Source organism: Pseudofulvimonas gallinarii (genome assembly GCF_004343305.1).
GTDB lineage: Bacteria > Pseudomonadota > Gammaproteobacteria > Xanthomonadales > UBA2363 > Pseudofulvimonas > Pseudofulvimonas gallinarii.
The window spans coordinates 24,449-44,957 of sequence record NZ_SMAF01000020.1 but is presented as its reverse complement, the minus strand read 5'-3'; the positions used below and the strand labels follow the sequence as shown (position 1 = coordinate 44,957).

The following is a 20,509-nucleotide window of genomic DNA, read 5'->3' as shown; positions in this document are numbered from 1 at the left end:
ACAGGCTATGACGACTGGACGCAAGGCCTACGAGGACCTCAACCGCCAGGTCGACGCACTGCGCAGGCAGGCGGCGAAGGCGTCATCTCGGCTGGACGAACTGACGCGTCGCGACGAACAGGCGCGCGCCGAGGAAGGCCGGCAGACCGCGTTGCTGGCGAAGTTCCGCCTCGACGAGCTGGCGGCGCAGCGCGTCGGCCAGAGCCTCGGTTCCGCCGAGCGCGAAGCCATGGTGCAGATGGCGCACAAGCAGGTCGCGCAGGAACGCTGCGAACAGGCGATCCAGGCCTCGGTCGAGGTCCAGCAGCAGCTCGAACAGCAGCGCCAGCAGCGGGTCGCCGAATCCGACGCACTGCGCCAGCGCTTCGAGCGCGAGCACCTGGAAGTCGCCGAACGCACACGCGCCACGGCGCAGTGGCAGGCGCTCAGCGAGCGCGCCGACCGGCTCGCCGGACAGGCCGCGCTGGCCGACGAAAAGGCCGAGCTGGCCGAAGCCGACCGGCTCGACAAGGGCAAGCCCTACGAGTCCGATCGCCTGTTCGTCTATCTGTGGCAGCGCCGCTACGGCGGTGCCAGCTATCGCGCCGGACCGCTGGTGCGCACGCTGGACGGCTGGGTCGCCGGACTGATCGGCTACAAGGAAGCGGCGCGCAACTACCGCCTGCTGGTCGCGTTGCCGATGCACTTGCGCCGCCACGCCGAGGACCTGCGCAAGCAGTCGGAAGCCGCGCAGGATGAACTGGCGGCGCTGGAGACGCGGGCGCTGGCGGATTCGGGCGTGCAGGCGCTGGAGGAGCAGATCGTCGCGCTCGACCAGCGCATCGACGCGCTCGCCGCGCAGATCGGCGAGGAAGAACAGAAGCACGCGGCGCTGCTGCAGCAGCGTGGTGAAATGGCCGAAGGGCGTGACGAATACACGCGCAAGGCGCTGGCGGCGCTGACGAAGGCGATCGAGCAGGCCTCCACCGACGAGCTGCGCCGCGACAGCGCGGCGACGCCCAGCCGCGTCGATGACAGCGCCGCCATCGGCATCGAGCAGGCACGGCAGTCGCGGCAGATCCTGGCCGGCGACCTCACCGCCGCGCGCCGCGAGCACGAAGGCGTGATGGCATCACTGCAGCGCGTGGAGGAACTGCGTCGCCGCTTCCGCGAGCGCCAGTACGACAGTGGCGATTCGGAAATCGACGATGGCCTGGACTGGGACGACGTGCTTGGCGGCGTCATGCGCGGCGTGCTGGAGATGGGGCGCGCCTGGGAGCGCGTGCAGCGCAACCAGCGTTTCCGCATGCCCAAGGGCATCGACTTCCCCGGTGGCATCTTCGGTGGCGGCGGCAGCCGGCGCAGTGGTGGCAGCAGCAACCGCGGCAGTGGCGGCGGTGGCTTCGGTGGCGGGGGCTTCAAGGGCGGCGGCGGATTCGGCGGTGGCGGTTTCCGCAGCGGCGGCGGCTTCTGACCGCGGCCTGCTTCACGCGTCGCGACACCTTGCACAACGGTGATCGCGCTGTGCGGGGCGCGCTGCAGCCTCGATCGGCGCGCCAGACCGAAACCGCGGCAAGGCCAGTCGAACGCTAGGCGTAGCTTCACGATCGAACCTTTTTTTTGCCGTACCATCAAACACCTGCTGCCCACGTCCGTGGTCGGCCAAGCTGTTTTAGATGAGCCGGTCGCACGCCTGAAGAACTGACGTCGCGACCGCAAAAGGTGCGCAGATGTCGGTTGTGGACAAGGCAAACAGGTGGGCCGGACGCATTGCTGCGACTGCCCTGTCGTTGGGACTCGCGGGCTGCGGCGCTGATTCGCCGGCGCCGGGCGGCGGAGCCGGACCGGGTGGCATGCCGACGACGGTCACTGCCTACGTGGTCCAGGCCGACGAGTGGGTGGACCAGATCGAGGCGCTGGGCACGGCGCGTGCCAACGAGTCGGTCACCATCACCGCGAAGGTCACCGAAGTCGTGCGCAGCATCCGCTTCCAGGACGGCGACCGCGTCCGCCAGGGCGACGTGCTGGTCGAGCTGACCGGCCAGGCGGAAACCGCCAACCTGCGCGAGGCGCAGGCATCGCTGAACGAGGCGCAGCAGCAGCTCGAGCGCCTGGAACCGCTGGTCAACCAGGGCACGCTGCCGCGGGCGCAGCTGGATACGCAGCGCGCGCTGCGCGACACCGCACGGGCCCGTGCCGATGCCATCCGCGCCCGCCTCGCCGAGCGCGTCATCACCGCGCCCTTCGCCGGCGTGCTCGGCTTCCGCCAGGTCTCCGATGGCGCGCTGGTGACTCCGGGCACGGTCATCGCCACGCTGGACGACATCGACACCATCAAGCTCGACTTCACCGTGCCGGAACGCTACCTGTCGACGCTGGCGGCGGGTCAGGACATCGTCGCGCGCAGCGTCGCCTGGCCGGATCTTCCCTTCAACGGCAAGGTCACTTCGATCGGCTCACGCGTCGATCCGGTATCGCGCGCGGTCACGCTGCGCGCTGAGCTGGCCAATCCCGAGCACATGATCAAGCCGGGCATGCTGCTGACTGTGGAACTGGCCACGCAGCCGCGCCAGGCGCTGGTGATCCCCGAGCTGGCGCTGATCCAGGTCGGCACCCGGCAGTCGGTGTTCCGCCTCGGCGACGACGACGTCGTCACCGAAGTCGAGGTCCGCGCCGGATCGCGTCGCCTCGGTGACGTCGAAATCATTGCCGGCCTGTCCGCGGGCGACCGTATCGTCCACGAAGGCACCGGCAAGCTGCGCAACGGCCTGCGCGTCACGGTCGTCGAGCCGCGTCCGCAGGACACCGCGGTCGCCGGTCGCGCGGACTGACCGCCATGAAGCTGTCCGACGTCTCGATCAAGCGGCCGGTGTTCGCCACCGTGCTGAGCCTGCTGCTGGTGGTGCTCGGCGTGATGTCGTTCACCCGCCTGACCCTGCGCGAACTGCCGGCCATCGATCCGCCGATCGTGTCGGTGCGCGTCGATTATCCGGGCGCGTCGGCGGCCGTGGTCGAATCGCGCGTCACGCAGCTGCTCGAGGACGCGGTCAGCGGCATCGAAGGCGTGGAGATGCTGGAATCGCGCAGCGTCAACGGACGCGCCGGCCTGACCATCGAGTTCTCGCTCAACCGGGACATCGAGGCCGCGGCCAACGATGTCCGCGACGCCATCAGCCGCGTCACCAACCGGCTGCCTGACGAAGCCGACTCGCCGCAGGTGGAGAAGACCGAGAGCGACGCCGAAACCATCATGTGGTTGAACATGCGTTCGAACTCGATGGATACGCTGGAACTGTCGGACTACGCCGACCGCTATGTCGTCGATCGCCTGGCCTCGCTGGACGGTGTCGCCCAGGTGCGGATCGGCGGCGAGCAGCGCTATGCGATGCGCATCTGGATCGACCGCGCGGCTTTGGCCGCGCGCGAGCTGACCGTCAGCGATGTCGAGAGCGCGCTGCGGCGCGAGAACGTCGAGCTGCCGGCGGGACGGCTGGAGTCCGCCGACCGCGACTTCACGCTGCGCGTCGCGCGCAGTTACCAGAGCGCCGACGACTTCGCGCAGATCACGCTGGGAAAGGGCGAGGGTGACTACCTGGTCCGGCTCGGCGACGTCGCCCGCGTCGAATTGGCGTCGGCCGAGCGTCGCGCCTATTTCCGCAGCAACGGCCAGCCGAACATCGGCCTGGGCATCATCAAGACGTCCACCGCCAACAGCCTGGACGTCGCCCGCGCCGCCCGTGCCGAAGCGATCGAGATCCAGCGCACGTTGCCGGACGACATGGAGATCTTCGTCGCCTTCGATTCCACCGTGTTCATCGAGGCCTCGGTGAAGCGCGTGTACTGGACGCTGATCGAGGCGGTGGTCCTGGTGCTGGTGGTGATCTACCTGTTCCTAGGCAGCCTGCGCGCGGCATTGATCCCGGCGGTGACCGTGCCGGTCTGCCTGATCACCGCCTTCATCGCGCTGTTCGCGTTCGGCTTCTCGATCAACCTGCTGACGTTGCTGGCACTGGTGCTGTGCATCGGCCTGGTCGTGGACGACGCGATCATCGTGCTGGAAAACATCCAGCGCCGCGCCGACCTCGGCGAGCCGGTGCTGGTGGCGGCCCGGCGCGGCACCGCGCAGGTCGCCTTCGCGGTGATCGCGACGACGGCGGTACTGGTGGCCGTGTTCCTGCCGGTCGGCTTCATGGAAGGCGACACCGGGCGGCTGTTCCGCGAGCTGGCGGTGGCGCTGGCCGCGGCGGTGGCGATCTCGGCATTCGTGGCGCTGACACTGACGCCGATGATGTCGTCGAAGCTGGTGCGGCCGCACTCGGCGCCGCGCGGATTCAACGCCTGGATGCAGCGTCGCCTGGACGGACTTGCGCGCCGCTACCGCCGGGCCGTGCAGCACACCGTCGGCCGGCCCTGGCTGTTCGCGCTGGTGATGATCGGCGCCGCCGTGGCCAGCGTGATCATGTTCCGCATCGTGCCCAGCGAGCTGGCGCCACCGGAAGACCGCGGCTCCTTCTTCGTCAGCGTCGTCGGCCCGGAAGGCGCCGGCTACGACTACACCGTGCAGCAGATCCAGCAGGTCGAGCACATCCTCGAACCCTATCTGGACGAAGACCAGCCGCTGGAACGCGCCAACGCGCGCGTGCCGGGCGGTTTCGGCGCCAGCGAGGAAATGCATACCGGCATGGTGATCGTGTTCCTCAAGGACTGGAGCCGGCGCGACATCTCCACCGTCGAGGTCGTCGAGCGGATGCGCGCCGACCTCGCGCAGGTGCCCGGCGTGCGCGTTCTGCCGTCGGTGCGCACCGGCCTGACGCGTGGCCGTGGCCAGCCGTTCCAGGTCGTGCTCGGCGGGCCAGACTATGCCGAGCTGGCGCAGTGGCGCGACATCCTGCTGGCACGCATGGCGGAAAACCCGGGTCTGTTCGGCGCCGATTCCGACTACAAGGAAACGCGTCCGCAGATGCGCGTCGAGATCGACCGCTCGCGTGCCGCCGACCTCGGCGTCTCCGTGCAGGAAATCGGCCGCACGCTGGAAGTGATGATGGGCGCGCGCCGCATCACCACCTTCGTGCAGGATGGCCAGGAATACGACGTGATGGTGCAGGCGCAGGCCGATGACCGCGCGACGCCGTCCGACCTCAACAACCTCTACGTGCGCTCGCAGCGCACCGGATCGCTGGTGCCACTGGCCAGCCTGGTGACGCTGAGCGAGATCGCCGAGCCCGGCAGCCTCAACCGCTTCAACCGCCTGCGTGCGATCACCCTGACCGCCGGCCTGGCGCCGGGATATCGACTCGGAGATGCCCTCGCGTGGATCCAGCAGGTCATCGAGGAAGAGCTTCCTGACTACGCGCAGGTGGATTACAAGGGCGAATCGCGCGAATTCCAGCGCGCGGGCAGCGCGGTGCTGTTCACCTTCGCCATGGCGCTGCTGATCGTCTATCTCGTGCTCGCGGCGCAGTTCGAAAGCTTCATCCATCCGCTGGTCATCATGTTGACGGTGCCGCTGGCCGTGCTCGGCGCGTTGATCGGCATCGCCATCACCGGCGGCACGCTCAACCTGTTCAGCCAGATTGGCATCGTCATGCTCGTCGGCCTTGCCGCGAAGAACGGCATCCTGATCGTCGAGTTCGCCAACCAGCTGCGCGACGAAGGCCTTGCCGTGCGCGATGCCATCATCGAATCGGCGACCGTGCGCCTGCGTCCGATCCTGATGACCTCGATCGCCACCATCATGGGTGCGGTGCCGCTGGTCGTAGCCGGCGGCCCGGGATCGGCCAGCCGCGCCACCATCGGCGTGGTGATCATCTTCGGCGTCGCCTTCTCGACGCTGCTGTCCCTGTTCGTGGTGCCGGCGTTCTACGCGCTGCTTGCGCCGTACACGCGTTCGCCGGACGCACTGGCGCGCAAGCTCGACGAACTGGAATCGGCGACCCCGGAACCGGCGGCCGCTGCCACCGCCAGCGGCGAGATCCAGCACGCGCACACCTGACGGAACGGTGCGCTCGAAAGCCGCGCCGCCCGTCGACGCAGTGCTTGCGCCACCATTCACCGGCGGCGGTGGTAGCGCGTTTCCCGCAGGCGCGGGATGCCCGGCGACGCGACGCACCAGGGCAATGCCTTCTCCGGCAATGGTGCGTTCTGCAACGGCCCGCGCACGCGGAATTTCAATCTGCATGAGGCGGGCCGGGGTTGCCGGCCGATCGTGTTCATGTGCTTGAACCGGGTTTGAATCCGAACCTGAAGGAACGCATTTCGTTGCGCCTGCTTCAGGCGCGGTGCGTTGCACTGTCACCGCCTCGTATCCGATGGCGAACAACAAACAGCGCGTGCCGTGCACGCGCCTCTGGATCGTGACGACAGGAGCAACCTCCCATGAAAAAACTCATCCTTCCGGCATTGCTGGCAGCCATCGCCGCGCCCGCCGCGTTCGCGCAATCGGTCGACAACTACCGGCCCGACCTGCGCAGCGGCGACGGCCACTGGTTCCTTTCCGGAAACGCCGGTCGTACCGATGGCGGCACTGCCGACACCTTCGGATCCGGCGACTTCAACCTCTTCCACAGCGCCAACGGACGCCGCACGGGTTATGGCCTGGCAACGGGTTACCGCTGGAAGGTCGGTCCTTCCTGGGGCCTGGGCATCGAAGGCGGTTACACCGACCTGGGCAACATCACCATCAGCAACGCCTTCGACGCCGAACCGGTGAACGAGCGCGAAAGCGAGAACGCACTGCGTGGCTGGCACGTCGGTGCCAACGCGCGCTTCCATGTCATGCCGGCGTGGTACATCGGCATGCGTGGCGGCTACTTCCGCGCTTCCGACAACAATGCCGACTACTACAACAGCGTCGGCCAGTCGCTGGGCCTTGAAAGTGGCGGTCGCGACGGACGCAACAGCTGGTACGGCGGCCTCGGCACCGGCTGGAATGCCACCGATCGTTTCAGCATCGGCGTCCATTACGACTACTTCCGCGCCCGCTCCGGCGAGCTGCGTGATCCGGCGACCGGCATCGAGTTCGACGGGCCCAAGCGCTCGACGGCGCTGGTCAGCCTGACCGGCGAAGTGACGTTCTGATCGGCGTCGCGGTGTAGATCGGCGCGTCGCGGGCATCAGCCCGCGGCCGCCGGTGTGGACCGATGCGGCCGGATGCAGCCGCCCGCATCGGTTTTCCGCCCCGCTCAGCCGGCCAGCAGGCGGTTGAGGCGCTTCACGAAGGCTGCGGGATCCTCCAGCGGTGCGCCGGCCGCGATCTCGGCCTGCTCCAGCAGAATCGCCGCCAGGTCGGCGGCGCGTGCCTCGTCGCCTTCGCTGCCGATGCGCTGCACGAGCGCATGATCCGGATTGATTTCCAGCGTCGGCCGGCTGTCCGGTACGTTCTGTCCGGCCTCACGCAGCAGTCGCGCCAGGTGCGGTGCCAGCTCGTGGTCGGACAGCGCCAGGCAGGACGGCGAATCCGTCAGGCGCGACGACACGCGTACGTCGGCGACGCGATCGCCCAGCAGCGACTTCAGGCGTTCCACGAGGGGCGCGGCGGCCCTGGCGGCTTCTTCCTGCTTCGTCTTGCCGGCTTCGTCCAGCGGCAATTCGCCCTTGGCGACGTTGCGCACCGGTTTGCCGGCGTATTCGCGCAGGTGGCCCAGCATCCATTCGTCGATGCGGTCGAACATCAGCAGCACTTCGATGCCGCGGGCGCGGAAGGCTTCCAGCTGCGGGCTGCCGGCGGCGGCGCGGTATCCGTCGGCGGTGATCGTCCAGATCGTGTCCTGGTCCCCGGCCATGCGCGCGATGTAGTCATCGAGCGAGACATCCTGTGCGTCGCTGTCGCCGCGCGTCGAGGCGAAGCGCAGCAGCTTCGCGATGCGCTCGCGATTGGCCGGATCCTCGACGATGCCTTCCTTCAGCGTGTTGCCGAAGGCCTTGTAGAACGCTTCGAACTTCTCCGGCTCGTCGCGCGACAGCTTCTCGATCAGGTCGAGCACGCGCTTCACGCAGGCGCCGCGGATGCGCTCGAGCTGGCGGTTCTGCTGCAGGATCTCGCGGCTGACGTTCAGCGGCAGGTCGTCGGCGTCAATGACGCCGCGCACGAAGCGCAGGTAGTTCGGCAGCAGTTCCTCTGCCGCGTCCATGATGAAGACGCGCTTGATGTACAGCTTCAGTCCCTTGCGTTCGTCGCGGCCACCCATGAGCAGGTCGAACGGTGCCTGCGACGGCAGGTAGAGCAGGGTGGTGAAGCTCTGGTTGCCCTCGACGCGGTTGTGCGTCCAGGCCGCCGGATCGTTGAAATCGTGGCCCAGCGACCGGTAGAAGGCGATGTAGTCCTCGTCCTTGACCTCCGATTTCGGCCGGGTCCACAGCGCCGAGGCGTCGTTGACGGTTTCCCAGTCCGCGGCGCCGGCTTCGCCCTCGTCGCCCTCGTCGCCCGAAGCCTTGGCCGCCGGCATGCGGATCGGGAAGGCGACATGGTCGGAATACTTGCGGATCAGGCCGCGCAGCGTCCAGCCCTCCAGGAAGCTGTCCTCGTCATCCTTCAGGTGCAGGATCACCGTCGTGCCGCGGTCGGGCAGCTCGACCGATTCCAGCGTGTATTCGCCGCGGCCGTCGCTTTCCCAGCGCACGCCTTCGGATGCCGGCGCGTCGGCGCGACGGGTAAGGACGGTGACGCGGTCGGCGACCACGAAGGCGGAATAGAACCCGACGCCGAACTGGCCGATCAGCCGGGCGTCCGCCTTCTGCTCGTTGCCCAGCGCTTCCAGGAAGCGCCGCGTCCCGGAGCTGGCGATGCTGCCGATGTTGGCGATCACCTCGTCGCGGCTCATGCCGATGCCGGTGTCGGCAATGGTCAGCGTGCGCGCCTCCTTGTCCCAGTTGACGTCGATGCGCAGCTCGGGCTGTCCGGCCAGCAGCTCGGGCCGGGTGATGGATTCGAAGCGCAGCTTGTCGCAGGCGTCGGACGCGTTCGAGACCAGTTCGCGCAGGAAGATTTCCTTGTGCGAATACAGCGAATGGGTGACCAGGTGCAGGACCTGGGCGACCTCGGCTTCAAAGCGGCGGGTTTCGGTCGGGGTGTTCATGCAAGCTCCGTGGCTGTGGCCGTGCAGGCGGCCGATATGCGAGCGCTGGGCGCGGTTTTCAAGCGCACCGGCAGGCCGGTCCGGGCCCTCGCGGCATAATGCCTGCATCCAGGAGGCCTGCCCGCATGAAGACCGTCGAAGTCCGCCACCCGCTCGTCCAGCACAAGATCGGCCTGCTCCGCGACGCTGCCCTGAGCAGCAAGGGATTCCGCGAGCTGGTGACCGAGCTGGGGACGCTGCTGGCCTACGAGGCGACGGCGGACCTGGAGACGGAAAGCTGCACCATGGACGGCTGGGCCGGCCCGGTCGAGGTGCGGCGCATCGCCGGCGCCAAGATCACGCTGGTGCCGATCCTGCGCGCCGGCCTGGGCATGCTGCCCGGCGTGCTGGCGCTGATCCCGGCTGCGCGCGTCAGCGTGGTCGGCCTGCAGCGCGACGAGGAAACACTGCTGCCGGTGCCGTATTTCGAGCGCCTGACCGGCCGCCTGACCGAGCGCGATGCGCTGATCCTCGATCCCATGCTCGCCACGGGCGGCACGCTGGTCGCCACCATCGACATGCTCAAGCGTGCCGGTGCGCGGCGGATCAAGGGCATCTTCCTCGTCGCCGCGCCAGAAGGCCTGCAGGCGGTCGCGGCGGCGCACCCCGACATCGAGGTCTATACCGCGGCGATCGACGAACGGCTCAACGACAAAGGCTACATCCTGCCCGGACTCGGCGACGCCGGTGACCGCCTGTTCGGCACGCGGGTCGACTGAGCAGCACCGACCGGAAGCGCCCGCGCTGACCACGGCCGTCCTGCGACAATGACGCCATGAACTACCTTCTTGCGGCCGTCGCCTTCAGCGTCCTGGTTTCCGTCCTGCTGAAACTTTTTCCGCGCCTGGGCATCGACACCGGCCAGGCGGTGACCTGGAACTATCTGGTCGCCAGCCTGCTGTGCTGGTGGCTGCTGTCGCCGTCGCTGGCTTCGCTGCGCGGGGGCGACGCGCCCTGGCTGGGCCTGCTCGGCCTGGCCTTCATCCTGCCGACGCTGTTCATGGTGCTGGCGATCGCCGTCCAGCGCGCCGGCATCGTCCGCACCGATGTCGCGCAGCGGCTGTCGCTGCTGCTGTCGCTGGCGGCGGCCTTCCTGTACTTCGGCGAACGCACCGGCGCGCAGAAGCTGATCGGACTTGGACTGGGGCTGGTCGCCGTGGTCGCGATCCTGGCGCGGCCCGGCGGCGAGGAACGCCAGCGTGGCGCCGGCTGGGCGCTGCTCGCCGTCTGGGTCGGCTATGCGGTGGTGGACGTCATGCTCAAGCTGATCGCCCAGGCCGGCACGCCGTTCGCCGCTTCGCTGCAGGTCGCCTTCGTGCTCGCGTTCATGGGCATGCTGGCGGTGCAGGGCCTCCGCCATGCGCGCAGCCAGGACGGCTTCTCGCTGCGCGGCGTCGGTGGCGGCATGGTCCTGGGCAGCCTCAACTTCGGCAACATCGTCTGCTATGTGCTGGCGCATCGCAGCCTCCCGGACAGTCCGGCGGTGGTGTTCGCGACCATGAACATCGGCGTCGTCGTCCTGGGGACGCTTGTCGGCGTGTTCGCCTTCGGCGAACGCACCGGCGTCTGGAACCGCGTCGGCATCGCGCTGGCGGTGGTCGCCATCGCGCTGATCGCGCTGGCGCCGTCGACATGACCGCGGGCGGTGCCGGGGATGGCGTCGGATCGTCGTCGCCTGCGCGCGTCGCGGTGATCGGCGGCGGGCCGGCGGGACTGTTCGCGGCGGAAACCCTGTGCAAGGCCGGCGTTGCCGTCGATCTCTACGAAGCGAAAGGTTCGGTCGGCCGCAAGTTCCTGATCGCCGGCAAGGGCGGACTCAACCTCACGCATTCCGAAGCCTTCGACGCCTTCGTCGGCCGCTACGGCGAAGCCGCGGACTGGGTCGAAGGCTGGCTGCGCGCCTTCGATGCCGACGCCCTGCGCGACTGGGCGCGCGCGCAGGGCGTCGAGACCTACGTCGGCACGTCCGGACGCGTCTTCCCCATGGACCGCAAGGCGGCGCCGCTGCTGCGCGGCTGGGTGCGCCGCCTGCGCGAGGCGGGCGTGCGCTTCCATGTCCAGCATCGTTGGCTGGGCTGGAGCGGTGCGCGCGCGTTGCGCTTTGAAACGCCGGACGGCGAAGTGACCGTGGAAACCGATGCCGTCGTCCTCGCCCTGGGTGGTGGCAGCTGGCCCGAGCTGGGTTCCGATGGCGCCTGGCAGTCCCTGCTGGCCAGCGCCGGCGTGCCGGTGGCGCCGCTGCGTCCATCCAACTGCGGTTTCGACCTCGACTGGAGCGGACACTTCGCGACGCGGCATGCGGGTGCGCCGCTCAAACCGGTGGTCGCGCACTGGCACGACGAGGCCGGCGCGGCGCGCTCGCTGCAGGGCGAATGCGTGGCGACCGCGACCGGGCTGGAAGGCAGCCTCGTGTATGCGCTGTCGGCCTTGCTGCGTGACCGCATCGAGCGTGAAGGCCATGCCGACCTCGAACTGGACCTGGCGCCTTCGCGCGACGTCGATGCCGTGCGCGCGGCACTGGAAAAGCCGCGCCGCAAGCACAGCCTCAGCGAACACCTGCGCCGCGAGCTGGGCCTGCAGGGCGTGAAGGTGGCGCTGCTGTACGAACGGTTGTCGAGGAACGACATGGCCGACACGGGGCGCCTCGCGGCGGCGATCAAGCGCCTGCCGCTGCGCCTGCTGCGGGCGCGTCCGCTCGCGGAGGCGATCAGCAGTGCCGGTGGCATTCCACGCCATGCATTCGATGACGGCCTGATGTTGCGCGCACGTCCGGGGGTATTCGCCGCCGGCGAGATGCTCGACTGGGAAGCGCCCACCGGCGGCTACCTGCTGACCGCATGCTTCGCCAGCGGCCTGGTCGCCGCGCGCGGCGTGCTGGCCTGGCTGGCGGACTCTTCGCACCGCCGCGGCGAGCTCGACTGACACCACGAGCGGCGGCGCATCGCATCTCCGTCGGGTTCCGACTGCGCACGCGGCGGTATCGCTACACTGCGCAGCTCCATCGACTTGCATGCCGCCATGCCCATCGCCCACCGCTTCATCACCTTCGCCATCGCTGCCAGCGTGCCGACGTTCGCGGCCCCCGCCAGCGCCAGCGAGGGCGTCCGGTTCAGTCACCACGACTGGGAAATCGCCTGCGACAACACGCTCACCTGCCGTGCCGCCGGCTACCAGCGCGAGGACGACGAGCGCGTGGTGTCGCTGTTGCTGACGCGCCGGGCCGGCGCTCGCGAAGGGCTCAGCGGGCAGCTGCAGCTGGGTGCTCCGGACGGCAGCCCCGGCGTGTCCTCGGCGACGCTGCGCATCGGCGACAGGTCGCACGGCACGCTGCGTTTCGATGAGGCCAGCGATGTCGCGGCACTGTCGCCGGCGCAGGTGACCGCACTGGTCGCCGCCTTGCGTCGCGATGGCGGCATCCGCGTCGACGCCGGCGAGCAGGGCAGCTGGTCACTGTCCGATCGCGGCGCGTCGGCGGTGTTCCTGAAGATGGACGAGGTCCAGGGCCGGCTGGGTACGCCATCGGCGCTGGTGCGACGTGGCGATGGCGACGAGGCCGGCGTGCCTGCGCCCGTGCCGGCGCCGGTCATCCGCGTTCCTGGGCTGGTGCCCGACCGTGACGGCGACGCGGCGATCGCGCGCGATCCGGCGCTGCTCGCGGAACTGCGCAGGACCGTCGATGACGAGGACTGCGCGCATATCGGCGAGGGCGGTGCGCAGGAACGCCTGGTCGTCACGCGACTGGATGCCTCCTCGCTGCTGGTCACCACGACCTGCTGGATGGCCGCCTACAACGTCGGCGAGGGGTTCTGGGTCATCAACGATCAGGCGCCCTACGCGCCGCGGATCGTGACCACCTCGGCCAGTTCGTTCGAGGACGGCATGATCCAGGCGCTGCACAAGGGACGCGGCCTGGGCGACTGCTGGTCGTCGCGCAGCTGGGCCTGGAACGGTCGCGAATTCGTGCTTGCCGGTGCGGGCGGTACCGGCCTGTGCCGCGGGGTGCCGGGTGGCGCCTGGGACCTGCCGACCTACGTGAGCGAAATCGTCCACTGAGTGGGCACGCAGGCGTGCGTCCAATCGCCGGCGTCGGCCTCAGGCCAGGTGGCGGCGGAACCAGTCCAGCGTGCGCTGCCAGGCCAGCTTCGCGGCGGCTTCGTCGTAGCGTGGCGTGGAGTCGTTGTGGAAGCCATGATGGGTGCCCGGATAGACGTGCGCCTCGTAGGTCTTGCCGTGCTCCTTCAGCGCCGCCTCGTAGTCCGGCCAGGTCGCGTTGACGTTCGGATCGGTCTCGGCGAAATGGAACAGCAGCGGCGCCCTGATCTTCACCACGTCGGCGGGTGAGGCCTGGCGCCCGTAGAACGGGACCGCGGCGGCGAGTTCCGGATAGGCCACCGCCGCCGCATTCGCGACGCCGCCGCCATAGCAGAAACCGGTGATGCCGACCTTGCCGGTGCTGTCGGCGTGGCCCAGCAGGAATTCGATGCCGGCGAAAAAGTCGTTCATCAGCTTCCCAGGATCGACCTGCTGCTGCAGCGTGCGGCCCTGGTCGTCGTTGCCGGGATAGCCGCCGACGCTGCTCAGGCCGTCGGGTGCCAGCGCGATAAAGCCGGCCTTGGCGACCCGGCGCGCGACATCCTCGATGTAGGGGTTCAGGCCGCGGTTCTCGTGCACCACCAGCACCGAAGGCACCGGCGCGCTGGCCGCGGTGGGCCGCACCAGGTAACCGCGCACTTCGCCATGGCCCTGCGGCGACGGATAGCGGATGTACTCGCCGCGGATGTCCGGATCGGTGAACTGCACCTGCTGCGCGAGCGCGTAGTCCGGGCCCAGCGAGGCCAGCAGTGCGGCGGTGGTCAATCCGCCGACGGCATAGCGGGCGGCGCGGTCGAGGAACTGGCGCCGGCTGATGCGGCCATGCACGTAGAAGTCGTACAGCTCCAACAGCTCGGGCTGGAAATCCTTCGCGGTCATCCGGCTCATGGCGTTCTCCCGTTCGCTTCGGCGATGCTGCCTGCGGCAACCATACAACCGGCCGCCTCGCGCCGCAGGAACCGGCCCGACGCCAGCGATGCGGCTAGGGCCGCCAGTTGGCGTGCCGCTCCCAGAACTCGACGCTGCGCCGGTAGGCCTCGCGGTCCAGCGGCACGCCGGATCCGCCTTCCTCGACGCCCAGCGCATTGCGCATCATGGTGATCGGCGCCATCGGGATTTCTTCCGGCGCCATCGTGTACAGGCAGCCGACCACGCCCCAGTCGGCGTCGATGGCCTCGCCTTCCTTCGCCAGTTGCGCGCGATCGTAGAGGATCACGACCAGGTAATCCGCGACCGGCGCGTCGATGCCTTCGAACCAGCGCACCAGCACCGGCAGCTCGGCCGGCGTGCGCGCCTCGTAGCCGGAACGCAGGCGGTGGCGGTTTTCGTCGGTGATGGCGATGGCCATGCAGCGCGTGGAGGTCCAGTTGCGATGCACGTGCAGGCGGCAGAAGGGCGCGTAGCCCGGCAGGACCTTCAGCGGCGGATCGTCGTTGAGGCGCTGCTCGAAGGCGTCCGGCGTGCAGTCCTGGATGGTGTTGCCGCGTGGCACCTGCGGGAACAGGCGCGCACGCGCGAAGGGCGTCAGTACGATCGACATGGGCGAGGGCTTGCAGGCAACGATGTCCGGCATGGTCGCCGAAATCGGCCGACGGCGACAGCCGCCGGCCATGCGACGGGATCAGAGGCCGTAGCGCTTGCGCTTGCGGTACAGCGTCGAGCTGTCGATGCCGAGCGTGCGCGCGGCGGCGTCCAGCGAGTCCGACTGCGCCAGCACCGCTTCGATGTGCGCGCGTTCCAGGTCGTCGCAGGTGACCGGATCGCCGGCGCGCAGGCCATGCCCGCGTCCATCGCCATTGCTGGCGACGACGACGCCCAGGCCGAGGTCGTCGGGGCCGACCTGCTCTCCGCGCGCCAGGATCGCCGCGCGTTCGACCACGTTCTTCAGCTCGCGGATGTTGCCCGGCCATTCGTAGTGCAGCAGGCGCTCCTGCGCCGCCGGCGAGAAGCCGCGGGCCGGCCGCCGGTAGGCGTCGGCGTAGCGCTGCAGGAAGCGCTGCGCGAGGTCGATGATGTCCTCGGCATGCTCGCGCAGCGGCGGCAGTTCCAGGGTGATGACGTTGAGGCGGTAGAGCAGGTCTTCGCGGAAATTGCCCTCGGCCACCATCGCCGGCAGGTCGCGGTTGGTGGCGGCGACGATGCGCACGTCGGCCTTGCGCGTCACCGGATCGCCGACGCGCTCGTATTCGCGGTCCTGGATGAAGCGCAGCAGCTTCGGCTGCATCGCCATCGGGAAGTCGCCGATTTCGTCCATGAACAGGGTGCCGCCATCGGCCTGGTCGACGCGACCGAGCTTGCTTTCCGTGGCGCCGGTGAAAGCGCCGCGGACATGGCCGAACAGCTCGCTGGCGATCAGTTCGCTGGACAGGCCCGGGCAGTTGATCGTGACGAAGGACTGGCTGGCGCGATGGCTCCAGTCATGGATGGCTTTGGCCATCACGCCCTTGCCGGTGCCGCTTTCGCCGAGGATCAGCACGGAGGCATCGGTGTCGGCGACCTGGTGCGCCAGCTCGAGCACGCGGCGCATCGCCGGCGAGGCGCTGGCCAGGCCGCTGGGATCCTCTTCATCCTTCTTGCCGGCCTCGAGGGCATCGAGGCGGCGGCGCAGCACGCTGGCCTCGGCATGGCGCGCGGCCGTGCCCAGCAGCACTTCCGCCGGGCAGGGCTTGACCAGGAAGTCGGCGGCGCCGAGCTGGATCGCCTGCACGGCCAGCGGCACCGAAGATTCACCGGTGACCATGACCACGCGCAGCCAGGGCGCGAGCTGCTTGGCGCGCGGCAACCATTCGAGCGTGGATTCCTCGCCCAGGCGCAGGTCGAGGAAGCACAGGTCGAAGACCGCTTCGGCGAGCCGACGTTCGGCACCGGCGATGTCGGAGGCCGTGGACACGAGATGGCCGGCATCCTCCAGGCAGAGCCGGAAGGAGCGCAGGATGTGCCGGTCATCGTCGACGACCAGGATACGCAGGCGATGGCTGGGTGGCGTCGTCATGGTGGCTGGTCAGGGGTGGTTTCAGGTTGGGGTTTCGGTTGATGGCAGGGCATCGGACAGCGCGCGCAGCACGGCGGGCGCGGTGAACGGAGCGGCCAGGTGCCCGGCGACGCCGGCGACCGGGGCGTCATCGCGAGCGCCGAACGCGACGACCGGTCCGTCGTAGCCGGCGCTGCGCAGACGCGCCAGGCCGTTGCCGTCGTCGAGCTGGTCGTGCGCGGCCAGCACCAGGTCCAGTCCGGCGGCGACGCCGTCGATCTCGCCCAGATGGTGGAACGGCACCGGCTGGTAGCCGAACAGGTCCAGGATGTCGGTCAGCTGGCGTCCGTCGGCATCGTGTGCGGAAACGACGGCGATGCGTTCCAGCCGGCCGGGCGCGTCGCCGCTGCCGGCCTGGGCAGGGTCATCCTCGGCGGCAGGTTCCGGCGCCTGCATGGGCAGGTAGATGTCGAATCTGGATCCGCTGCCGCGCTCGCTGTCGACGCGGATCAGGCCGTGGTGGCGTTCGACGAAACGCTTGCAGGACACCAGCCCCAGTCCGGTGCCGCCGTCGCGGGTGGTGAAGAACGGCGTGAACAGGCGAGCCAGCGTGTCCGGATCCATGCCGCGTCCGGTGTCGCGGATGCAGATGCGGACGTACTCGTCACCGACGCCCTGTTCGCCGTCGCGCAGGAAACCGGCCGGCAGGATCACCCGTTCGGCATCGACGCTGACCGTGCCACCGCCATCGATCGCCTGGATCGCGTTGAGCACGAGGTTGAGCACGCATTGCTGCAGCTCCATCGCGTCACCGGGAATTTCCAGTGCCGAATCGACATGGGCGACGTCCAGCGTGACATCGCCGCGCAGGGCCGGGCGCGCCAGCAGCATCGCCGCGTCGAGCAGGGCGCCGATGCGCACGCGGCCTGCGCGCGAATCCGAGCTGGCGCCGCTGGCCAGGTCCATCATCGCCTGGACCAGCGCGAGGCTCTGCTGCAGGCAGTCGCGGATGGTCGTGCAGTGCTCGGACACCTCGGGGTCAGGGTCGCGGTGTTCGATCATCGCCGTCGCCATCAGCACCGGCTGCAGCGTGTTGCGCAGGTCGTGGCTGAGGCTGCCGGCCAGGATCGCCAGGGTCTGGAAACGCTGGCTGCGGACCAACTCGGCTTCGGCGGTGTCACGCGCGCGGCGCTCCTCGGCTTCGGCGATGGCGCGCCGCACCGCCACGGCCAGGCGCGCGTTGCGCGACTTCAGGATGTAGTCGGTGGCACCGGCGCGCAGCGCCTCGATCGCGGTGTCCTCGCCGATCGTGCCGGAGAGGAACACGAAGGGCAGGTGGCGGTCGCGTTCGCGCAGGAGGCGCAGCGCCTCGTGTCCGGAAAAGCCCGGCAGGCTGACATCGGAGAGCACGATGTCCGGCTTCATTTCCGACAGCGCCGCAAGAAAGCCGGCGCGGTCGTCGACCACGCGGCGCTCGCCGCGGATGCCGTCCTCTTCGAGGGCATCCAGGGCAAGGCGCGCGTCCAGCGGGTCGTCCTCGACCACCAGGATGCGCAGCTCCAGGCGTTCGCGGGATTTCGCGGACGCCGTCGTGGCGTCGTCAGCAATCGTAGGCGCGCTCATTGAGCTCGGTCCAGAAATGTCCCAGCGACTGGATCGTCGCCGAGAACTCGTCAACGTCCACCGGCTTGACGACGTAGGCGTTCACGCCCAGCGCCCAGCCACGTTCGATGTCGCGCTGTTCGCGCGAAGAAGAAAAGATCACCACCGGCAGGTGCCGCAACGCCGGATCGGAGCGGATCGCTTCCAGCGTCTGCAGGCCGTCGAGCCGGGGCATCTTCAGGTCCAGCAGCGCGACGGCGGGCAGGCCCGCGGGCCGGTCGCTGTAACGACCGCGCCGGTACAACCAGTCCAGCGCCTCGGCACCGTCGCCGACATGCACGACGTGCTGGGCCAGTCCGATTTCCGCCAGCGCATCCATGGTCAGTTCGGCATCCAGATCCGCGTCCTCCGCGAGCAGGACAGTGTGCAACCAGGGGTTCATGAGGGCTCTCCTTCCGGGCTCCCGATGACCCGATCCGGCAATGTGAAATGGAAAACGGCGCCTTCGCCGGGCGTTGAGGTCGCCCAGATCCGTCCGCCATGTCGCGCGACAACGCGCCGCACGTTGGCCAGGCCGATGCCATGGCCGGGGAATTCCTTTTCCGAGTGCAGGCGCTGGAACATGCCAAACAGCTTGTCGGCGTACGCCATTTCGAAGCCGACGCCATTGTCGGCCACGCGGAAAACATACTCGTGTCGCTCGATGTCGTGGCGGCAGCTCACCTCGATGCGCGGCGGCTCGCTGTGCGCGCTGTACTTGGCAGCGTTGCCAAGCAGATTCTGCCAGAGCAGGCGCAACGTCGATGCGTCGCCGTGCACCACCGGCAGGCGGTCGATCTGCCACTCCACCGGCGTGCCTTCCGTGTCGGCGTCGATCATGCTGCGAACCTCGTCGACGAGGCGGTCCATGTCCACCGCCGCCCGGTGCAGGTCGCCGCGGCCGAGCCGCGAGTGCTGCAGCATGGCGTCGATCAGGCGGTCCATGCGGCGCGCCGATTCGGCGATGACATCGAGATGTTCGCGCGACCTTGAGCTCATCGTGTCGCCGAGTTCGCGCTCCAGCTTGAGCGCGTAGGCGACGATGTGCCGAAGCGGCGCGCGCAGGTCGTGCGACACGGTGTAGCTGAAGGCTTCCAGCTCGCGGTTGGCTTCGGAAACCTCGGTGACGCGCTGGTTGAGGATGTCGTTGAGCTCGCGGATCTGTCCTTCCGCGGTGCGCGCGACGGTGATGTCGTTGAGGCCGATGATCACGTGGTCGGCCTGGCCATTGGAGCCGGGCATGCGTCGCGCGTTGAGGGTGATGATGCGCGGCCCGATGCCGGGAATGTCCTGCTGCAGTTCGTAGTCCCACAGCTCCTTGTCGAGCGCGATCACGTCACGCAGGATCTGCAGCACCGCGGCATTGCTCCAGGCGCCATTGCCAATGGTTTCGATCGGCGCGCCGGTGATGTCCGGCTGGTCGCTGGCATACAGCTTCTGGAAGGCCGGGTTGCGCATCTCGACGCGCAGGTTCTGGTCGAGCATGGCGATCGGCTTGCGGATCGTGCGCAGGATCAGGTTGGCCTGCTCGCGTTCGTAGGCGGAGCGGGTTTCCAGCTGCAGGCGGCGGCGGTACTGGCGTTCGGACAGGCCGACGATCATCGCCAGCAGCACCAGCTGGCCGGTGGCGAACGCGGTGCCGATGACGATGTAGTGCTTGCGCGAAGAGTGCGCCTCGCTGCGGCCCTCGCCCAGCGCCTGCAGTTCGAAGTCGCGCAGTTCGGCGCTGATGCCGCGCAGCTGGCGCGTCGTCTCGCGGTTGCTCAGCAGTTCACGGGCAACGGAGATTTCCCGGCGCTCGATCAGCTGCACGGCATGGTCCAGCTCAGACTGCCTGGCATCGATCAGCGCCGCGTAGGACGCGGCACGCGCACCCTGTGCCGGCTCGTCGTCGGTCAGGCGTGCCAGCTCGGCGATACCGGCGCGGATGCTCTCACGCGCCGGTTCGATCTGTTCGATCAGGCCGGGTCGTCCTGGAAACAGCGCCAGCCAGACGACCGACGAGTCGATGTCGCTGAGGTTCCGGTTGATCGTGCTGATCGTCGAAATCATGTCGGCGGCATGGGAAACCGACTCCTGGCTCTGCGTCATCGCATCGAGCATGCGCATGTACTGCAGCCAGGGAACGCCGACGACCAGCGCGATGGCGACAAGCTGCAAGGCGAGGCGGAGCGTGTCGCGGGCGTGGATGATGGGCGGCATCGGATCGATCGGTTCAGGCGGGGTTCCGTTACAGGGGAAGCATAGCCTGTGCCACATCCCCGGTGCTGGCCCGCATCGGGAGACAGAGTGCCCCAGGCCTGCGCTCGCCCGTGAAATGCAGCCGCTGAACCGCCGTGGGCGCCTCGGCTCACGGATGCGCGTGCGACCCATGCATTGCGCATTGCAATGCGCCTTGCAATTCGCCATGCACGATGCACGGGCTGCTGCACGGACTTCGTGGTCGATGAATCGGAATCCCTTGAATTCATCACGATTTCCAGATTGGCACGACGGATGCACTACCGCTGCCACGCCGATCTCGGCGAACAAGGAGAATGTCCATGCTGTACTACGCCATCGTATTTTTTGTGATTGCCCTCATCGCCGCGGCCCTCGGTTTCGGTGGAATCGCCGGTGCCGCCACCGGTATCGCGAAGATCCTGTTCTTCGTCTTCCTTGCCCTGTTCATCCTGTCGCTGGTCTTCGGCGGCCTGCGTCGACGGTAAGTAAG

The 20,509-nt window shown here is 68.6% G+C and carries 17 protein-coding genes; 9 read left to right on the top strand and 8 right to left on the bottom strand.

Annotated features, from left to right (window positions below):
• Positions 1-7: 7 nt before the first annotated feature.
• From EDC25_RS11630 to EDC25_RS11620, 3 genes are all read left to right on the top strand, one after another.
• Positions 8-1,453, top strand: coding sequence for a coiled-coil domain-containing protein (locus tag EDC25_RS11630; RefSeq protein ID WP_123521252.1), 1,446 nt, complete (start codon positions 8-10; stop codon positions 1,451-1,453).
• 379 nt (positions 1,454-1,832) lie between these two features.
• Positions 1,833-2,810: an efflux RND transporter periplasmic adaptor subunit gene (locus EDC25_RS11625; protein ID WP_164483945.1), complete on the top strand. Its 978-nt coding sequence runs from the start codon at positions 1,833-1,835 to the stop codon at positions 2,808-2,810.
• Positions 2,811-2,815: 5 nt separating this feature from the next.
• Entirely contained in the window at positions 2,816-5,971 is a 3,156-nt protein-coding gene (locus EDC25_RS11620) for an efflux RND transporter permease subunit (RefSeq protein WP_123521250.1), read from the top strand.
• Between the two features lie 56 nt (positions 5,972-6,027).
• Here the strand turns inward: EDC25_RS11620 and EDC25_RS14740 are convergent, their stop codons facing one another.
• Positions 6,028-6,192, bottom strand: coding sequence for a hypothetical protein (locus tag EDC25_RS14740; protein ID WP_165910904.1), 165 nt, complete (start codon positions 6,190-6,192; stop codon positions 6,028-6,030).
• Between the two features lie 162 nt (positions 6,193-6,354).
• Between EDC25_RS14740 and EDC25_RS11615 the strand changes: the two genes are divergently transcribed.
• Positions 6,355-7,056 carry an outer membrane protein gene (locus EDC25_RS11615; protein WP_123521249.1) on the top strand — a complete coding sequence of 234 codons (702 nt, stop codon included), beginning with the start codon at positions 6,355-6,357 and terminating at the stop codon, positions 7,054-7,056.
• 104 nt (positions 7,057-7,160) lie between these two features.
• On the opposite strand, the gene htpG is transcribed toward EDC25_RS11615, so the two are convergent.
• On the bottom strand, positions 7,161-9,053 hold the full coding sequence (htpG, locus tag EDC25_RS11610) for a molecular chaperone HtpG (protein ID WP_123521248.1): 1,893 nt from the start codon (positions 9,051-9,053) through the stop codon (positions 7,161-7,163).
• Positions 9,054-9,178: 125 nt separating this feature from the next.
• On the opposite strand from htpG, the gene upp reads away from it, so the two are divergent.
• The 4 genes from upp (at position 9,179) to EDC25_RS11590 (ending at position 13,145) form a co-directional block, all read left to right on the top strand.
• Complete coding sequence (upp, locus tag EDC25_RS11605) at positions 9,179-9,811, top strand: uracil phosphoribosyltransferase (RefSeq protein ID WP_123521247.1); 633 nt, start codon at positions 9,179-9,181, stop codon at positions 9,809-9,811.
• A gap of 56 nt (positions 9,812-9,867) precedes the next feature.
• On the top strand, positions 9,868-10,728 hold the full coding sequence (locus EDC25_RS11600) for an EamA family transporter (RefSeq protein ID WP_123521246.1): 861 nt from the start codon (positions 9,868-9,870) through the stop codon (positions 10,726-10,728).
• Entirely contained in the window at positions 10,725-12,014 is a 1,290-nt protein-coding gene (locus EDC25_RS11595) for a TIGR03862 family flavoprotein (protein ID WP_123521245.1), read from the top strand. The genes EDC25_RS11600 and EDC25_RS11595 overlap by 4 nt, the downstream gene beginning before the upstream one ends.
• 96 nt (positions 12,015-12,110) lie before the next feature.
• Complete coding sequence (locus EDC25_RS11590; protein ID WP_123521244.1) at positions 12,111-13,145, top strand: DUF1176 domain-containing protein; 1,035 nt, start codon at positions 12,111-12,113, stop codon at positions 13,143-13,145.
• Between the two features lie 39 nt (positions 13,146-13,184).
• Here EDC25_RS11590 and yghX read toward each other — a convergent pair whose 3' ends face one another.
• The 6 genes from yghX to EDC25_RS11560 all read right to left on the bottom strand — a co-directional run bounded on the left by yghX (position 13,185) and on the right by EDC25_RS11560 (position 19,998).
• Positions 13,185-14,072, bottom strand: coding sequence for a YghX family hydrolase (yghX, locus tag EDC25_RS11585; RefSeq protein WP_132577536.1), 888 nt, complete (start codon positions 14,070-14,072; stop codon positions 13,185-13,187).
• Between the two features lie 94 nt (positions 14,073-14,166).
• Positions 14,167-14,724: a DUF3228 family protein gene (locus tag EDC25_RS11580; RefSeq protein WP_123521265.1), complete on the bottom strand. Its 558-nt coding sequence runs from the start codon at positions 14,722-14,724 to the stop codon at positions 14,167-14,169.
• Between the two features lie 81 nt (positions 14,725-14,805).
• Entirely contained in the window at positions 14,806-16,176 is a 1,371-nt protein-coding gene (locus EDC25_RS11575) for a sigma-54-dependent transcriptional regulator (RefSeq protein ID WP_123521243.1), read from the bottom strand.
• Positions 16,177-16,197: 21 nt separating this feature from the next.
• A complete protein-coding gene (locus EDC25_RS11570; RefSeq protein WP_123521242.1) occupies positions 16,198-17,778 on the bottom strand; it encodes a hybrid sensor histidine kinase/response regulator in 1,581 nt (526 codons plus the stop codon).
• The gene (locus tag EDC25_RS11565; protein WP_123521241.1) at positions 17,756-18,199 is read right to left on the bottom strand and encodes a response regulator; all 444 of its coding nucleotides are present in this window, start codon (positions 18,197-18,199) and stop codon (positions 17,756-17,758) included. Before EDC25_RS11565 ends, EDC25_RS11570 begins: the two co-directional genes overlap by 23 nt.
• Positions 18,196-19,998 carry a sensor histidine kinase gene (locus EDC25_RS11560; RefSeq protein ID WP_164483944.1) on the bottom strand — a complete coding sequence of 601 codons (1,803 nt, stop codon included), beginning with the start codon at positions 19,996-19,998 and terminating at the stop codon, positions 18,196-18,198. Before EDC25_RS11560 ends, EDC25_RS11565 begins: the two co-directional genes overlap by 4 nt.
• 341 nt (positions 19,999-20,339) lie before the next feature.
• On the opposite strand from EDC25_RS11560, the gene EDC25_RS11555 reads away from it, so the two are divergent.
• Positions 20,340-20,504 (top strand): DUF1328 domain-containing protein, encoded by a 165-nt coding sequence (locus tag EDC25_RS11555; RefSeq protein ID WP_123521264.1) that lies wholly within the window; start codon positions 20,340-20,342, stop codon positions 20,502-20,504.
• Positions 20,505-20,509: the final 5 nt, after the last annotated feature.

Bases quoted from the DNA above. Each gene is read 5' to 3' on its own strand.
- EDC25_RS11630 (WP_123521252.1), top strand. From the start codon at position 8: ATGACGACTGGACGCAAGGCCTACGAGGACCTCAACCGCCAGGTCGAC.
- EDC25_RS11625 (WP_164483945.1), top strand. From the start codon at position 1,833: ATGCCGACGACGGTCACTGCCTACGTGGTCCAGGCCGACGAGTGGGTG.
- EDC25_RS11620 (WP_123521250.1), top strand. From the start codon at position 2,816: ATGAAGCTGTCCGACGTCTCGATCAAGCGGCCGGTGTTCGCCACCGTG.
- EDC25_RS14740 (WP_165910904.1), bottom strand. From the start codon at position 6,192: ATGAACACGATCGGCCGGCAACCCCGGCCCGCCTCATGCAGATTGAAA.
- EDC25_RS11615 (WP_123521249.1), top strand. From the start codon at position 6,355: ATGAAAAAACTCATCCTTCCGGCATTGCTGGCAGCCATCGCCGCGCCC.
- htpG (WP_123521248.1), bottom strand. From the start codon at position 9,053: ATGAACACCCCGACCGAAACCCGCCGCTTTGAAGCCGAGGTCGCCCAG.
- upp (WP_123521247.1), top strand. From the start codon at position 9,179: ATGAAGACCGTCGAAGTCCGCCACCCGCTCGTCCAGCACAAGATCGGC.
- EDC25_RS11600 (WP_123521246.1), top strand. From the start codon at position 9,868: ATGAACTACCTTCTTGCGGCCGTCGCCTTCAGCGTCCTGGTTTCCGTC.
- EDC25_RS11595 (WP_123521245.1), top strand. From the start codon at position 10,725: ATGACCGCGGGCGGTGCCGGGGATGGCGTCGGATCGTCGTCGCCTGCG.
- EDC25_RS11590 (WP_123521244.1), top strand. From the start codon at position 12,111: ATGCCCATCGCCCACCGCTTCATCACCTTCGCCATCGCTGCCAGCGTG.
- yghX (WP_132577536.1), bottom strand. From the start codon at position 14,072: ATGAGCCGGATGACCGCGAAGGATTTCCAGCCCGAGCTGTTGGAGCTG.
- EDC25_RS11580 (WP_123521265.1), bottom strand. From the start codon at position 14,724: ATGTCGATCGTACTGACGCCCTTCGCGCGTGCGCGCCTGTTCCCGCAG.
- EDC25_RS11575 (WP_123521243.1), bottom strand. From the start codon at position 16,176: ATGACGACGCCACCCAGCCATCGCCTGCGTATCCTGGTCGTCGACGAT.
- EDC25_RS11570 (WP_123521242.1), bottom strand. From the start codon at position 17,778: ATGAGCGCGCCTACGATTGCTGACGACGCCACGACGGCGTCCGCGAAA.
- EDC25_RS11565 (WP_123521241.1), bottom strand. From the start codon at position 18,199: ATGAACCCCTGGTTGCACACTGTCCTGCTCGCGGAGGACGCGGATCTG.
- EDC25_RS11560 (WP_164483944.1), bottom strand. From the start codon at position 19,998: ATGCCGCCCATCATCCACGCCCGCGACACGCTCCGCCTCGCCTTGCAG.
- EDC25_RS11555 (WP_123521264.1), top strand. From the start codon at position 20,340: ATGCTGTACTACGCCATCGTATTTTTTGTGATTGCCCTCATCGCCGCG.